At 49.6% G+C, this 14,553-nt stretch carries 15 protein-coding genes; 5 read left to right on the top strand and 10 right to left on the bottom strand.

Annotated elements, in window-relative coordinates:
- The first annotated feature begins 250 nt into the window (after positions 1-250).
- Positions 251-1,171 carry a glutaminase gene (locus P8S54_RS00620; RefSeq protein WP_035539879.1) on the top strand — a complete coding sequence of 307 codons (921 nt, stop codon included), beginning with the start codon at positions 251-253 and terminating at the stop codon, positions 1,169-1,171.
- 7 nt (positions 1,172-1,178) lie between these two features.
- Here P8S54_RS00620 and P8S54_RS00615 read toward each other — a convergent pair whose 3' ends face one another.
- Positions 1,179-2,027, bottom strand: a complete 849-nt coding sequence (locus P8S54_RS00615) for a methylated-DNA--[protein]-cysteine S-methyltransferase (RefSeq protein ID WP_281442799.1) — start codon at positions 2,025-2,027, stop codon at positions 1,179-1,181.
- A 90-nt stretch (positions 2,028-2,117) separates the two neighbouring features.
- Entirely contained in the window at positions 2,118-2,591 is a 474-nt protein-coding gene (locus P8S54_RS00610; RefSeq protein ID WP_281442798.1) for an Lrp/AsnC family transcriptional regulator, read from the bottom strand.
- 142 nt (positions 2,592-2,733) lie between these two features.
- Here P8S54_RS00610 and P8S54_RS00605 point away from each other — a divergent pair, with 142 nt between their 5' ends.
- A complete protein-coding gene (locus P8S54_RS00605; protein ID WP_281442797.1) occupies positions 2,734-3,345 on the top strand; it encodes a LysE family translocator in 612 nt (203 codons plus the stop codon).
- Positions 3,346-3,383: 38 nt separating this feature from the next.
- Here the strand turns inward: P8S54_RS00605 and P8S54_RS00600 are convergent, their stop codons facing one another.
- On the bottom strand, positions 3,384-4,169 hold the full coding sequence (locus tag P8S54_RS00600) for a slipin family protein (RefSeq protein ID WP_009099750.1): 786 nt from the start codon (positions 4,167-4,169) through the stop codon (positions 3,384-3,386).
- Positions 4,170-4,198: 29 nt separating this feature from the next.
- Complete coding sequence (locus P8S54_RS00595) at positions 4,199-5,560, bottom strand: nodulation protein NfeD (protein WP_281442796.1); 1,362 nt, start codon at positions 5,558-5,560, stop codon at positions 4,199-4,201.
- A gap of 266 nt (positions 5,561-5,826) precedes the next feature.
- Here P8S54_RS00595 and P8S54_RS00590 point away from each other — a divergent pair, with 266 nt between their 5' ends.
- Entirely contained in the window at positions 5,827-6,468 is a 642-nt protein-coding gene (locus P8S54_RS00590; protein ID WP_235803695.1) for an alternative oxidase, read from the top strand.
- A 114-nt stretch (positions 6,469-6,582) separates the two neighbouring features.
- Here P8S54_RS00590 and P8S54_RS00585 read toward each other — a convergent pair whose 3' ends face one another.
- Positions 6,583-6,990, bottom strand: a complete 408-nt coding sequence (locus tag P8S54_RS00585; RefSeq protein ID WP_281442795.1) for a DUF4019 domain-containing protein — start codon at positions 6,988-6,990, stop codon at positions 6,583-6,585.
- 159 nt (positions 6,991-7,149) lie between these two features.
- Between P8S54_RS00585 and P8S54_RS00580 the strand changes: the two genes are divergently transcribed.
- Positions 7,150-7,893 (top strand): class I SAM-dependent methyltransferase, encoded by a 744-nt coding sequence (locus P8S54_RS00580; RefSeq protein ID WP_281442794.1) that lies wholly within the window; start codon positions 7,150-7,152, stop codon positions 7,891-7,893.
- A gap of 12 nt (positions 7,894-7,905) precedes the next feature.
- Here the strand turns inward: P8S54_RS00580 and P8S54_RS00575 are convergent, their stop codons facing one another.
- Together P8S54_RS00575 and P8S54_RS00570 are read right to left on the bottom strand one after the other, a co-directional pair.
- Entirely contained in the window at positions 7,906-8,376 is a 471-nt protein-coding gene (locus P8S54_RS00575) for a DUF1456 family protein (RefSeq protein WP_281442793.1), read from the bottom strand.
- A 92-nt stretch (positions 8,377-8,468) separates the two neighbouring features.
- On the bottom strand, positions 8,469-8,891 hold the full coding sequence (locus P8S54_RS00570) for a hypothetical protein (RefSeq protein ID WP_009099737.1): 423 nt from the start codon (positions 8,889-8,891) through the stop codon (positions 8,469-8,471).
- Positions 8,892-9,136: 245 nt separating this feature from the next.
- Here P8S54_RS00570 and P8S54_RS00565 point away from each other — a divergent pair, with 245 nt between their 5' ends.
- Complete coding sequence (locus tag P8S54_RS00565; protein ID WP_281442792.1) at positions 9,137-10,336, top strand: DEAD/DEAH box helicase; 1,200 nt, start codon at positions 9,137-9,139, stop codon at positions 10,334-10,336.
- A 52-nt stretch (positions 10,337-10,388) separates the two neighbouring features.
- Here P8S54_RS00565 and rho read toward each other — a convergent pair whose 3' ends face one another.
- The 3 genes from rho to P8S54_RS00550 all read right to left on the bottom strand — a co-directional run bounded on the left by rho (position 10,389) and on the right by P8S54_RS00550 (position 14,524).
- On the bottom strand, positions 10,389-11,345 hold the full coding sequence (gene rho, locus P8S54_RS00560; protein ID WP_281442791.1) for a transcription termination factor Rho: 957 nt from the start codon (positions 11,343-11,345) through the stop codon (positions 10,389-10,391).
- A gap of 342 nt (positions 11,346-11,687) precedes the next feature.
- The gene (locus tag P8S54_RS00555) at positions 11,688-13,403 is read right to left on the bottom strand and encodes an AAA family ATPase (protein WP_281442790.1); all 1,716 of its coding nucleotides are present in this window, start codon (positions 13,401-13,403) and stop codon (positions 11,688-11,690) included.
- Positions 13,404-13,435: 32 nt separating this feature from the next.
- Positions 13,436-14,524, bottom strand: a complete 1,089-nt coding sequence (locus P8S54_RS00550; RefSeq protein ID WP_281442789.1) for a dsDNA nuclease domain-containing protein — start codon at positions 14,522-14,524, stop codon at positions 13,436-13,438.
- Between the last annotated feature and the right edge of the window lie 29 nt (positions 14,525-14,553).

Below are 14,553 nucleotides of genomic sequence, written 5' to 3'. Positions count from 1 at the left end.
TATTTTAACTATTACTTGTCCGATAGTGACGAACCACTTCTTAAAACGATAAGAAAGAATGCCACCCAAAATGCCATATAGCGCTTAAGTAACTTAGGGTTACGTCTTAGGAGTCCTCTTCGGCACTTGCCAACACCAAGGTCACTCTAAACGGGCGTTATACCGTGTTGAATGGGCACACATCAGCAGACAGATTCAGCATTTTCCGCTAGGGTAGCGGCCCCCACGCTACCAAACGACGATGGATTTCATGCAAGAGTTGCTTAACGACATTGCCACCCAGCTTGCCCTGGAAACCGAGCGGGGCAAAGTAGCGGACTACATCCCACAATTAGCCCATGTCGACCCAAACCAATTTGCCATTAGCTTGGCAACAGTAGATGGCCAGCGCTTCTCTGCGGGCTGCGCCAACACGCCGTTCTCAATCCAGAGTATTTCCAAAGTTTTCACACTCACCATCGCACTGGGCAAATGGGGCGATGGGCTGTGGTCTAAGGTTGGCCGCGAGCCATCTGGCGACCCGTTCAATTCCATTGTGCAGCTTGAACATGAAGGCGGTAAACCGCGTAACCCGTTTATCAACGCCGGGGCCATTGCAGTAGTGGATGCCATTATGATGGGCCACGAACCTAAAGAGACCCTGGCGGAAATATTGAGCTTTGTGCGTTACATTGCTGACGACAACAGTATCTGCTTTGACCATCAAGTCGCCGCTTCGGAAATGCAGCACAAAGACCGCAATGCATCGCTTGCCCACTTTATGAAAGCCTTTGGCCATCTGCGCCACGATGTCGATAAAGTGCTGGGCACCTACTTCCACCAGTGCGCCATCGCCATGAGCTGCGAGCAGCTTGCCCATGCGGGGCTGTTTTTGGCCTCAGATGGCGTCAATCGCCCCAGCAATCTGCGCGTGGTATCACCCCAGCGGGCGCGACGGATTAATTCACTTATGATGATGTGCGGCCACTACGATGCGTCAGGGGAGTTTGCTTTCCGTGTCGGCTTACCTGGCAAAAGCGGCGTAGGCGGCGGCATTTTAGCGGTTGCCCCTGGTCGCGGCTCGTTGGCCGTATGGTCACCGGGGCTGGATAAATTTGGCAATAGCCTGCTGGGCACGCGCGCCCTGGAAATGTTTGTCCAACACACTGGTTGGTCGGTGTTTGGCCACTGATTCAGGGTTAGTGCGGTTCAAGTAAAGGGGAGTGCCGGGCCGCTTCCCACGCCTGCACCTGCAGCTTGGTTTCAACGCCCCAACGGTAGCCACCGAGAGCACCGCTTTGTTGAATCACCCGGTGGCAGGGAATCCACAACGCAATAGGGTTAGCGCCCACGGCATTGCCCACCGCACGGGAAGATTTAGGTGCCCCAAGCGCCTGGGCAATATGGGAATAGCTGGCCAGCTGGCCTTCGGGAATGGTAAGCAGCGCTCGCCAAACATTAATCTGGAAGTTTGTACCGCTGACGTGCAGCCGTAGCGCCCCCGACGCGGCGCTTTGTTGAGGCTCAAACAGCGCATCCACCACGTGGCGCGTGGCGTCTGGCTGGTGGTTAAGCGAGCTGCGGGGCCAATCGGCGGCTAGTTGGGCAAGCATCTCCTCTTTTGGTGTCGCAGCAAGAAAGCCCATGCGGCAAATACCTCTGGGAGTCGCCGCCACCAACACCTCGCCAAACGGCGTAGGGTGCACGCCATAAGCAATCTCGACGCCCTGCCCTTGACGCTTAAACTCCCCGGGTGTCACCGCCTCCAGCGTGACAAAATGATCGTAAAGCCGCGAGCCGCCGCTTAACCCCAATGCCTGGGCAGTATCGGTAAGGCTCTGGGCAGATGCAATCAGCTGCTTACCCCGCGCCAGCGTCAGCGCCTGCAAAAAGCGCTTAGGGCTCACGCCTGCGTAGCGGCAAAACAGCCGTTGGAAATGGAACGCGCTCAAATGTACCTGCGCCGCCACTGTTTCCAAACTGGGCTGCTGGGTGGCATTCGCCACCATAAAGGCCATGGCTTTCTCGATACGGGCATAGTCTGTCACAGTGAGTCCCCACCTAAACGCAGAGCATGCGCCAAGCTTAACCAGCCACGCCCGCTTGTCCTACCCGAATCTTGCGCAAAAGAGCATCGCTTAATGTTTCAGCGGCAAAATGCCGTACTCCTTCACCGGTTGAATCGCAAAGTTGCTGCGAATATCGCTCACTCCAGGCAAGCGTAGCAGCGTATTGGTTAAAAACGCGTCGTAAGCCGTCAGGCTCGGCACGACCACTTGTAACAAAAAGTCTGATTCACCGGATACCAGGTGAGCGGTGACTACTTCAGGCAGCTTTACCACGGCGTCGCGGAAGGCGTTTGCCTGCTCTTCATGGTGTCGCTCCACCTTAATACCAACAAACACGGTTAACTCTAAGCCAACGCTTCGGCGATCAAGCTCTGCATGGTAGCCGCGAATAATGCCACTCTCTTCCAAGCGCCGCACACGGCGTAAACAAGGAGACGGTGACAAGTTCACCCTTTCTGCTAGCTCTACATTTGTTAAACGCGCATCGCCTTGGAGTAACGCAAGCAGTCGGCGGTCGGTAGCATCCAACTTGCAATTTGGCATATGTGAGTATTTCCATTATTAAAATTGGCACAAAATACTAAAAAATTAATTTTCATGGGTGTAAATGGCAAGAAAACGCTTAGCACTTTAACGTTACCATGAGTCTCTTCTCAAGACGATTTAGCACTCACAGGACGCAGCCATGGAGCTCGGGCTTTTTATCGGCGCTTTAGCCATTGTTTATCTAATTCCCGGCCCTGATATGCTGCTCGTTCTGCATACCAGCAGCACCCTTGGCCGTGGCCACGGGCTGGCTACTGCGCTCGGGCTGGCAATTGCCAGAGGCGCGCATGTCGCCTTGGCAGGGTTAGGATTAGCAGCACTTTTTATTGCGGCTCCGTGGCTATTTGATGTGGTTCGCTACGCCGGTGCCGCCTACTTGGTTTGGCTAGCTTTGCAGCTTATCCGCGCACGGCCTAGCCCCCGTACCAAACAGCACGCAACACCGCTTAAAGGAAGCTATTACATGGCCTTCCGGCGCGGACTGCTGACCAATCTACTGAACCCAAAGTCACTGCTTTTCTGCTCGGTGTTATTGCCCCAGTTTGTGCATGCAGAACAAGGTGCGGTTGCACTTCAATTCACGCTGCTAGGGGCCATGCTGGTGGGCATAGGGCTAATATATGACGCGTTTTATGCCTGCATTGGGGCAAAAATGCAGCGCTGGGTTGCAGGCAATCAAAAAAAGCAAAAAATACAGAACTGGGTATTTGGCACGCTGCTAATTGGCTTCGCATTGCGCTTAGCCTCTTAGCAGACCTGCTGTTGAAGGGTCAGCGCTGGCGGCAAGCATTATGTATCGTCTTGTGTATTATTCGACCTTGTCGCTTTATGTGCCTTCATATCTTTAAACGCTTCCATGATATCCATGGGTAGCGGGAAAATAATGGTTGAAGCATTTTTATTGCTCATGTCGCTCATGGTTTGCAGGTAACGTAACTGTAGTGCGGCAGAGTTTTCCTGCATCACATTGGCGGCTTCCACTAGCTTCTTAGACGCTTGCAGCTCGCCCTCTGCGTGAATTACTTTGGCGCGACGCTCCCGCTCAGCTTCTGCTTGGCGAGCAATGGCGCGAATCATGCTCTCATCTAGATCGACGTGTTTGATCTCAACGTTCGCGACCTTAATGCCCCATGCTTCGGTCTGGGTGTCGATGATCTCTTGAATGTCATCGTTAAGCTTATCCCGCTCTGAAAGCATCTCATCAAGGTCATGCTTACCCAGCACTGAGCGAAGGGTCGTTTGCGCCAGCTGGCTAGTAGCCTGAGTGAAGTTCTCCACCTGAATAATCGCTTTTTCAGGGTCTACTACACGGAAGTAGAGCACTGCATTCACTTTAACCGTCACGTTATCCTGGGAAATAACGTCCTGCTCTGGAACATCCATGGTAATAACGCGCAAATCCACGACTTCCATTTTCTGAACCCCAGGAATCACGATGACAAGCCCTGGTCCTTTCACCGTTTGAAACCGCCCAAGGAAAAACACAACCCCACGTTTATACTCCGGTAAAATACGAATAGAGGCAGCGAATAGCATCACTACCAACACTACGGGAACCAAATATGAAAGCATCATTGCACACCTCGTCTCGCCGTTGGTTTTGATTAAGAGGGCGTTACATGCACGGTTAGCCCATCAAGCCTTACTACCTTTAAGGTATCGCCTTGCTTAACGGGCACATCACACACCGCATTCCAGCGCTCGCCGTGCAGGCGCACATGGCCCTGAATATGAAAGTCATCTAACGCCACCGCGTGCGCCCCAATCAGCTGTTCTGCCCCACTGTGCACAGGCCTTCTACGCAGTGTGGCAAACCGAGTGAGTGTCCATAGCATCAAACTTGCTGAAAGTAGCGCCACTCCACCGATTAGTGGTAGCGAAATAGCCAAGTATTCAGCATCCATCAGCATTACCGAGCCAAGCACAAAGGCCACAATACCGCCTGCCCCTAATATGCCAAAACTGGGTAGTAGCGCTTCTCCCACCATCAGTATTAGCCCCACCAAGACCAGTGCAAGGCCCGCATAATTGATGGGCAGTACCTGAAAGGCAAAAAGCGCTAATAGCAGCGAAATAACGCCTATGGTGCCGGGAAATAAGCTACCAGGGCTTGAGAGTTCGAAAATCAGCCCGTAAAAACCGATAATCATTAAGAAGTAGGCAATATTAGGATTGGTGATCAATGACAGCAGTTGGGTACGCCAATCAGGGTCAAAGCGCTCAACGATCAGGTTTTCCGTCGCCAATGTGACATCTCCCCGCTTCATCACCACCGTCATACCATCCAACTGTGCGAGCAGGTCGTCGATATCTTTTGCGACGACATCAATTACATTCTGCTCTAGTGCTTGATTGGCAGTGAGATTTACCGCGTTGCGTACCGCTTCTTCCGCCCAATCTGCGTTGCGTCCGTGGCGCTCGGCCAGGCCCCGAATAAAGCTAACGGCGTCCTCCAGTACCTTTCGATCCATCGCACTGCCTTCACGCTCAGACTCTTTTGTATCACCTTCGTCTGTGTCTTCCTCACCGCTAGCGACGCCAGAGCCACCCATTTGCACTGGCGTTGCCGACCCTAAATGGGTGGCAGGTGCCATGGCCGCCACATGGCTGCCATATAACAAATAGGTGCCAGCACTTGCCGCGCGTGCGCCGCTTGGCGACACATACATAACCACGGGGGTTTCGGAATTGAGCATGGCTTGGATCATGTCACGGGTAGTTTCAACCAGCCCGCCAGGCGTGTTTAACTCAACAATAACCAGATCACTGTTCTGCTCTTGAGCCCGACGAAGGCCACGCCCAAAGTAATCCTTCGTTGCAGGCCCAATGGCACCCTCAATGTTGAGCACCAGTGCCTTACCACCACTATTTTGCGCCATCGCCTGCCATGTAAAAGACGATGTGGCCATGATGACGCCAGCGAGAAGCATCCAGAGCCAGTGCGATTTGAGAGAAAAGGCTTGCATGATCGCTCCTCGCGCTTCGCGCCATCACCTAAATCTTACAACAGTGACCACTACCACACCGCTTAGTTTCACAAAACCTATACAGCATGTAGAAACCGGAAAGCAGCTGTTAATATCAGAACCTCTTTTTAACGTAGCACCTCTGGGTGGACTCGCCATAAATTAAGTAAAAGTAAGCACTAATTCTTACGCTGTTTATCCTTTTCGAGTGAACCAGACTCTTATACAGAAGTCGTACTACCAGATAAATTCAGATAAGGAACATAATGATGCGCACCACCAACGACCGTTCAACCGAAAGCGACACGAAGCAGACCCACTATCAACCACGCGGATTTTCTGACCGCATTGCATATCGGTTAGTACGCTTTATGCGCTTTTTTGCAGATGTTTTTTTTGCAGGCCGCTACGGCCATCGGGCGGTCATTTTAGAAACCGTGGCCGCAGTGCCCGGCATGGTAGGAGGTGCCATTCAACACCTACATGCCCTGCGGCGAATTAAAGATGACGACGGCTGGATTCGTACGCTGCTGGATGAAGCTGAAAATGAGCGTATGCACTTGATGACGTTTATCGAAGTGGCCAAACCTAACCGCTTTGAGCGTTTCATTATTATGTTGGCGCAAGGTATTTTCTTTAACCTGTTTTTCTTGCTCTACCTCTGCTCTAGCAAAACTGCCCACCGTGTAGTGGGTTACTTAGAAGAGGAAGCCGTTTATAGCTACACCGAGTACCTAGAAGGGATTGATCGCGGCGAATACGAAAACATTCCCGCTCCGCAAATTGCTATCGACTACTGGAACTTGCCTCAGGATGCTCGGCTGCGTGAGGTGGTGGTTGCAGTAAGGGCGGATGAAGCAGACCACCGCGACACTAATCATGATTTTGCGGATCAGCTCTCTCAATAGCGCTGTCTAAGCAGTTTTATTTCAATCTTTATACTCAGCTGTTTCCACTACTGGTTGAGCTGGCGCCGCTGGATTAGCGGCGCTGTTGTATCTTCCGCCACGTCTGCCCTGTCCTTATTCGATATAATAGCCACTAACGCGCCAAGTGCCGTTTTCAAGGTGGGGCGTTACCACCTCCATAACCCTGGGATTATTTTCAAAACGTGTTTGAAACGTGAACTCCTTATAGTCCCCTCGTGGTGCACCGGGCATAGACGTATATTGCGATACCCTTACACGGCGTCGCGTTTCCGCTGCACCAAAGTCCCGCCGCGACAGCGAAATAGTGCGCTGAAGCATAGCCGCAGAAAGTGGCGCTTGTAGCAGCGGCGATGCCTCATCCCACGCCTGCTGGTATTCCCCTCTATCTACCGCCGCTAACCACGCCAGCGCCGCCGCTTCGGCCGCCTGCACAGAAGCCTTGGCATGGGCCGGAAGAGTGAGTAATAGCGTTGTAAAACAAAGGGCAAGTAGTTTGCGCATAGCGGGCTCTTGTGGTGACGTTAAGATTTCCTACCTGTGAGGTGTTATCGGGAAGTAGCCGGATTTCTTTAGCCGTCGTCCCGCCCTCGCTTCTCAATTCCTACCCGCTCGTTTACTATGCGCCATCCCTTTTATTCCAGCTTCCACCACTAGGCGACCATGTCCGTCAACGCACTTTATACTGATCTTTCTGGCTACTACGATTTGATGTGCGTAGACATCGACTATCAAGCCCAAAGTAACGCCATCCGCAGGCTGCATCAGATATTTGGCAACGGTGGCACCACCCACTTGGATTTAGCCTGTGGTACCGGCCCCCATGTGCGCCATTTTATCGACGCGGGCTACACCAGTAGTGGGCTAGACATTAACCAACCGATGCTGGATATCGCCGCCAAGCGCTGCCCAGAAGCGCACTTCTCGCTGCAAGATATGAGCACCTTTGAGATTAACGAACCCCTCGATCTCATCACCTGCTTTTTGTACTCAATCCATTATAACGATGGTATTGAAAAGCTAACGGCGTGCATTGCCAGCGCCCACCGCGCGTTAAAAGCAGGCGGCGTGTTCTATTTTAATGCCGTCGATAAAGACAAAATCGACAACGGTTTATGCGTTAAACACACCGCCAAGCAGGCAAACAATACCTTTACCTTTCGCTCTGGCTGGCATTACTGCGGGCACGGAGAAAGACAGTCACTCAGGCTGAGTATCGAAAAAACGAACGCTGAAGAGACGCAGGTTTGGAATGACGAGCACCCCATGGTGGCGGTGAGTTTTGCAGAGTTAAGCGCCCTATTGGCGCCTTACTTCGAGGTGCATGTGTTTGAGCACAACTACGACACCATCTCGCCGTGGGATAACGCCTCTGGCAATGCGATTTTCGCTTGCGTGAGGCGCTAGCCTTTTAGCACTTTAACTCTCAGCGTTGGGCCGTAGCTGACGCTGAACGCCAAGCAGGAAGTTACGCAGCATTTGGTCTTTGCACTCGCGATAGTTCTTATGGCTGGGCTTCCGGAAAAAAGCGCTTAGCTCGTGGCTGCTTAAGGGCAAGCCCACCAGCTCAAAAATCTCTAAAATGTCATCCGCTTTTAAATTCAGCGCAATACGCAGCTTCTGGAACACCATATTATTGTTTAACTGCGCTTCCGGCGCGGGCTGCGGGCCTTCGCGCTTACCCCGCTTAAAGCTGATAAAGCCATTCAGAAAGGACGCCAGCTCCCTGTTCTTCATTGTGACAAAGGCGTCATCGTCATCCTTTTTCAGCCAAGCGGTTACCTGCTCTTGTGTCACCTCAACCTCAGCCAGAGCGAAGATATTCACGATGGTGTTATCTTTTAAATCAAAGGTATAGCGAATACGGCGAAAAATATCGTTATTGGTCAAGAGCGAGCCCCTAGTCTTAGGTATGTTCAACACCATCAGCTGTTAGCTGAACCTGTGTCTGTCATCAGTGGTTGGTACATCAAGAACGCAGTTTAGCCTGCAGTTAACGTTTCAAGCAGTTCATCTATTTCTGCTTTCAATTCGTTGTCTTCAATTCGACGTGCGCTCTCTTTTGCCTCTTGGAGGTTTTTGATTGCCGCGTCTGTTTGGCCCAGCTCCACTTGCAACATTGCCATGGAAAAACCGATGGATGACAGATGGTCTTTCGAATCTATCGCACTGGCTTTTGCTAACGCTTTTTCGTAGAGGGCCAGCGCATCTTCCAGCTCTTCGGTGAAGTCCGCCAAGGTTTCCCACTGCTCTGGGTGATCTTTATCGGTGTTTTCATGCTCGCTGCAAATCGCCTGTAGCTCGGCATACAGCGCTTCAAAGGTGGCGCGATCATCTTTGGCGGCGGCCTTCATCAGCTTTTCAGCAAGTTCGTAAACTGCCTTGTATATTTTGGTATTAATCATTAACCACTACCTTTCTCTATTTAAAAAACAGTAACAAGTAAAACAAATCTGCTGAACGCCAACGTTTGTAACACAGTCACCTCACCGCAACCGGCAACATTATACCCCTTAGGGATGGCCCCCGGGGCGGTCATTTATGGCTTTATAGTGAGGTGTTAATGAGGCCCGTCCTAGGGGTGCTTTTACGCTATACTGCACCACTTTTTATTTTCGACACCCCTTACGACCCTTTGTCAGAGCGTCTAATGCCCTTTTCAAAACTAGGCTTATCCAGCCCACTCGTTCAAGCAATTACTGAACTCGGTTACAAAACGCCCACGCCCATCCAGGAACAAGCGATTCCTGTCATTCTTTCGGGTAAAGACTTAATCGCCACCGCACAAACCGGCACAGGTAAAACCGCTGCCTTTGTGCTGCCACTGCTGGAAAAATTCAGTAAAACAGCCGAACCGCTGCGCGGCAAACGCATTCGTGCGCTGATCCTGGTGCCGACCCGCGAGCTGGCAGTTCAGGTTGAAGCCAGTGTGGCGCAATACGCCAAGCATACCCAGCTCACCTCAATGGCCGCGTATGGCGGCGTGGATACCGCGCCGCAAAAAGAGCGCTTAATCGAAGGCGTGGACATTCTGGTCGCCACACCGGGCAGACTGCTGGATTTGGCGCATCAGCGCGCGCTGCACTTTGATGAACTGCAAGTCATGGTGCTGGACGAAGCGGACAGAATGGTCGACATGGGCTTTGTCGATGACATCCATAAAATCATCGTGCGCCTGCCGGAGAACCGGCAGAACCTATTGTTCACGGCCACCATGACCAACGACGTGCGTGCCATCGCCCACGCGTTTTCAGACAGCAAAATGACCGACCTGGCGGCTGACATCTCCATTACGCCCAATGTCCGCGCCGCCGCCACGATCAAACAGTGGCTGATCACGGTCGACAAAGACACCAAGTCCGCCCTGTTAAGCCACTTGATCAACGAGCAAGCGTGGGATCAGGCGCTGATTTTTGTCGAGAAAAAACACAGTGCCGCCAAGCTGGTCGCCCAGCTGGAAAAGCGCGGTATTCAAGCGGATTCCATCCATGGCGGCAGAAGCCAGGCCATGCGTGAAAAAGTGTTGGATCAGTTCAAATCGGGCGAACTGAAGTACTTGGTGGCTACGGGTGTCGCCGCTCGGGGGTTGGATATTGGCGAACTAAGCCGTGTGGTGAACTACGACTTACCTTTCCAGCCAGAAGAGTACATTCACCGCATTGGCCGCACAGGCCGTGCGGGTGCCTCCGGTGAAGCCATCTCGCTGGTCGATATCAGTGACTTTAAAAACCTGTGCGCAATTGAAAAGCGTTTGAAAAATACAATTGAGCGCAAAGAAATTGAAGGCTTCCCGGTTAAAAAAACCGTGCCCGCGTCTAACTTAAACCATGTCAAAAAAAGCAGCCGTTAAGCGTTAACAAAGAAGCTCACTCTTGTATTCGTTTCAGAGGTGAGCTTCTCCTCTACTCAGCCGGTGAAAAGGCATCCAACAGCGCCGCATTCGTGGGGTATTTCTCCAACAGCGCAAGAAACTTCTGCGCGCCTTCTATGGGCTTAAGCGGTGTTAACGCTCTGCGCAAGGTGCGTGCTTTTTCAAGCTCTTTTGCATCCATCAACAGCTCTTCGCGACGGGTACTGCTTTTGGCAATATCGATCGCCGGGAAAATCCGTTGATTAGCCACGTCCCGTGATAGCACTAGCTCCATATTGCCCGTGCCTTTGAACTCCTCGAAAATCACCTGATCCATACGGCTTCCCGTATCCACCAGCACGGTGGCCAGAATGGTCAGCGAGCCGCCATTTTCGATTTTTCGCGCCGCGCCAAACAGTTTGCGAGGGATTTCCATCGCCCGGGAATCTAGACCACCCGACATCGTGCGCCCATTGCCCCGCTGCTCGGCATTGTGAACCCGCGAAAGCCTTGTGAGTGAATCGATCACGATCATCACATCCTGCCCCTCGCCTGCCTGCTTACGCGCCGTGTCCAGCAATTGATCGGCCATCCGCACATGGTTCGCGTAGCTTTCATCGGACGACGAGGCATGCACCTCTGCCGACACGCTGCGCTTAAAATCGGTGACCTCTTCCGGGCGCTCATCGATCAGCAAGGCATACAGCTTTATCTCCGGGTAAGCCTCCGCCACCGCTTGGCAGATATGCTTTAACAGCGTCGTTTTGCCAGAACCCGGCGGTGCCACAATCAACCCCCGCTGCCCCATCCCGATGGGCGTAATCAAATCCATCGCCCGCACGGTGCGCGGCTGATCACTGGGCGCTAGATACAGGCGTGGGGAGGGATGGATGGCGGTGCCGTTGAGGAAGCGTGTTATGGGGTCGTTGGAGAGTTGTTCTTCGACTTCGTTAATGGGTTTTGGCTCTGTTGGCCTTTTGGTTTTTAGGCTTAGAGTTTTGCGGGTCATGGTAGGGTGGATTGCCTTTTAAATTTGGGTGTTTGTCGGATTCCGTGTGGTTAACCATGTCCTTGGATACGACAGGAGGTGACGTCGAGTGCATCATTATTACTTCTACTAAAATTTAACGCCCGGCTCACCGACAAATTGGAAGTGTAGCCTGGAGGTGTCTATGAAACCTGAGGCGATTCAGTTCTCAATAATTTGTGACACAAAATTTCCTCTTTTTTTGTAGCAAGTCTAACGCCCGCATTTGCGGCTGGTTTGGAGCGAAGCGGAAAACCAGTTCGACAACATGAGCTTGTTATACGCTGCTTCGACGATGCCTGACCTATAAAATCACTACTCTAGTCACTTGCCAGCCACTAAGCTCGCTTGAAGACGGTCTAAAAGAGGCGACACCATATTGTAACTTTCCTCAAATTCATCATTATCTAATAGTTTAAGCTTGGTCGCAGGTGAAATATTATGGCCATCGTACTCAACACCGTGTAAGTCTACAGTACCTAGAATAAGCTGGTAGTCATCAGGTGTATTTTCAAATATAAACTTGATTATTTTATTCCTGTTTGTAGCATCCTGATCCTGTTGATTTGGTGAGTCAATAACCAGAGGAAACAGCGGTAAAGATGTAAACTCTTTTGATGTGAATAGAATGGCGTAGTAATAAGCCAACAAGGCTCGCGGAGTATCACTACCTTGGGATCTCACTGATAATGGAATGTCACTGAACCCATCAGAGTTAAGAGTGTGAACATTCAGCTTTATTAAAAACAGGTCAATAAATGCATTAAAACTACTAATGATAGAGTCTTTACGTTCCTTGTTGTTCAATTTTGAACGGTCTGCTTCAAGGCCTGACTTCTTCTCCTCAACTTCATCAATTTGAATACTGTAGTTGCTGTGACTCCGGTTAAATATTTCTTTGACCTGCTTGGAGCTTTCATTTTGGATAAGGTCTTTGAGACGAACTTTGCCTTTCTTCTCATCAAGGAGAGAAGTGATCTCACGAACCTTAGCAATCTGCAGGTTAAGCTGGCTCTCCAGCTTGACGACTTCCTTTGCGATTTTCTTCTTGTCTTCCAAGTAGTCAGAGAGAAGGCTGCGGCAAGTGTCGATGTCTTTCAATAGTCCAAACCTGGAAACCATCGAGTTTTCATAGGTTGCATTACAGGTTGGGCAGGTTATTTCACAATCAAGTTCATTTAGCGAATGATCATAGTCTTTATTGATTTCACGAATGGTTTTGCTGACCAGGTTAATTTCATTGTCGATAAAAACCTCTTTGTTCTTTTGCTTGATGAGGTTTTTGCGGTATTTGTTTTCCTTATTTTTTAGCGCCTCTAGCTTCACAAGCAACCTGTCTATATCTTTTTTAAAAGCTCTAATGTCAATATCAAAAGTGGCTTTTGGCATATGCTTTTCTACAGCTTTTTTTGCTGAGATAAGAGCTCCCGACTCATTCTTAAGTATTATCAATTTAGCCGAAAGTTGGTCTATTTGTTCAGACAGCAGGAAATATTCATTCGGACGTATACCGGTAACGAAGTTTATCAAGTCTCGTTTGAAACCACCAAAAACGCCAAGCCCTTCAAATGAGTCCCACGGCTTTGTCCAGCTTTTATCTTGATCAATATAAAACGGTAAAAACTGAATGGCTGGTGAAGCAGGTATTCTTTGATTTGTTTGTGATTGCTTTAGCTGCAGCTTGTTGTTAAACAGCTTAGCGAAGTAAGGTGAAAGGCCTTTGATAATGCTATCAAAAGACTGGATCAGATTACCTTGTATATCGAATAAGCCAAAATGATCTCTGGAACGCAAGATCATGTAATCTTCATTGCTGTATGAAAATGTTAACAGGCTAATTGCGTCAGCTTTCTTCCAAACATTGTCAAAGTGTACGTCAGCACCAAGAGAGTGGTAGATTGACTTTATAATGGAAGATTTGCCTACGTCATTCTCGCCCGTTATCAGGTTTCTTTGTGGATGGAACGTCACTTTTTTTGCGGACTTCTCCGGTATCGACAGGATTATTAGTTGCTTGAGTAGTAGCTGTTTTCGTTCCATTTTTTCGCAAATGCCTTACAAGTTTTTTAAAATTATAGTTGTTCACAGTATTGCCATAGGATGATGGTGTCTATGTAGTGCTTGTCAAATATGCTTGTCACTTTTGACAGCTTTTTAGATATATCTTTTCTAATTATCTCAATCACATCTTTTAATGTTGGATCAACTCCAAGAGAGGCTGAACTTACTGCATTTGCAATGTCACTTTCGAGACTCTTTAGCGCATCATTGTCGTAATCCAGTCTGTCAGAAGTGTACTTCTTCCAGCTACGCTGAAGCTTTATTAATTCCTGAAGACCAAGGCCTTCCATTTGTAGCTTGGATTTAATGAGATCCCAGTTATCGCTGCCATTATGAGATTGGCTTACTCGCTGAACAAAATCCTCAATTTCAGATTTCGTAATGCATTTGTTACGAATTAAATCATCGAAAGATTTTATTTGCTTTGATGGATAGTTATTTTTAACCTTAATCTGGTCGGATATAGACTGATACCATGGTGACACCGGGATATTATGATCACTACCAAACAGCTGCTCAAAAAAGTTATGCAGAATGCCCCGTATGTGCTTTTCGTGATCATCAACACTCAGAGAGCTTTGTTCTAGTTGGAGAGTACTTAAATCAACAGCGGCAGTTCCGAGCTGTGCTTGGATTGCATTAGTTATCTTATCTTGATCACTCTTTTCTAACTTATCTGTAGTTGTTAAAGGTGCGGGGGCAATGAAGGAAAAATATGCATTGGTGACAAAACGCAGTTGGCTGCTGTGACTAGAGAAGTTATTCCTATTTTCGTATAGCTTACCGATTATTGAGAGCTTGTCTGGGTTCCCTTTCTTGCCTTTTTCTGACTTTGTGAGCTCATGAACAGTCCACTTTAGCCCAGTTGTTTTGGTTTTCACCTGAACAAATTGGAGGCTAGATGGATTATCTTCAGAATCAAGTATCAATATGTCATCGTGGAATTCAAAGGCGAAGACGTAATCCTTTCCTTCCAAATGATATTCGATCAGCTCTGCTAGAGCCCAGTTTCTCTGATACGCAAACCTTGCAGGGGAGCGAGAGCCTGAAGTCTCGGTTTGGGGCACTTTAATTAGGTCAGACTGAATTGCACTGTTCATTTTAGAAAGCCCCAATTTGCATAAAACAT

The sequence above is a fragment of the Halomonas sp. M1 genome (assembly GCF_029581375.1).
In the GTDB taxonomy this organism is placed as follows: Bacteria; Pseudomonadota; Gammaproteobacteria; order Pseudomonadales; family Halomonadaceae; genus Vreelandella.
This window is presented reverse-complemented; position numbering and strand designations above follow the sequence as displayed.

What these genes read in the sequence shown, in the direction of transcription:
- P8S54_RS00620 (WP_035539879.1), top strand. Translation starts at nt 251, where the DNA reads ATGCAAGAGTTGCTTAACGACATTGCCACCCAGCTTGCCCTGGAAACC.
- P8S54_RS00610 (WP_281442798.1), bottom strand. Translation starts at nt 2,591, where the DNA reads ATGCCAAATTGCAAGTTGGATGCTACCGACCGCCGACTGCTTGCGTTA.
- P8S54_RS00605 (WP_281442797.1), top strand. Translation starts at nt 2,734, where the DNA reads ATGGAGCTCGGGCTTTTTATCGGCGCTTTAGCCATTGTTTATCTAATT.
- P8S54_RS00600 (WP_009099750.1), bottom strand. Translation starts at nt 4,169, where the DNA reads ATGATGCTTTCATATTTGGTTCCCGTAGTGTTGGTAGTGATGCTATTC.
- P8S54_RS00595 (WP_281442796.1), bottom strand. Translation starts at nt 5,560, where the DNA reads ATGCAAGCCTTTTCTCTCAAATCGCACTGGCTCTGGATGCTTCTCGCT.
- P8S54_RS00590 (WP_235803695.1), top strand. Translation starts at nt 5,827, where the DNA reads ATGATGCGCACCACCAACGACCGTTCAACCGAAAGCGACACGAAGCAG.
- P8S54_RS00585 (WP_281442795.1), bottom strand. Translation starts at nt 6,990, where the DNA reads ATGCGCAAACTACTTGCCCTTTGTTTTACAACGCTATTACTCACTCTT.
- P8S54_RS00580 (WP_281442794.1), top strand. Translation starts at nt 7,150, where the DNA reads ATGTCCGTCAACGCACTTTATACTGATCTTTCTGGCTACTACGATTTG.
- P8S54_RS00570 (WP_009099737.1), bottom strand. Translation starts at nt 8,891, where the DNA reads ATGATTAATACCAAAATATACAAGGCAGTTTACGAACTTGCTGAAAAG.
- P8S54_RS00565 (WP_281442792.1), top strand. Translation starts at nt 9,137, where the DNA reads ATGCCCTTTTCAAAACTAGGCTTATCCAGCCCACTCGTTCAAGCAATT.
- rho (WP_281442791.1), bottom strand. Translation starts at nt 11,345, where the DNA reads ATGACCCGCAAAACTCTAAGCCTAAAAACCAAAAGGCCAACAGAGCCA.
- P8S54_RS00555 (WP_281442790.1), bottom strand. Translation starts at nt 13,403, where the DNA reads ATGGAACGAAAACAGCTACTACTCAAGCAACTAATAATCCTGTCGATA.
- P8S54_RS00550 (WP_281442789.1), bottom strand. Translation starts at nt 14,524, where the DNA reads ATGAACAGTGCAATTCAGTCTGACCTAATTAAAGTGCCCCAAACCGAG.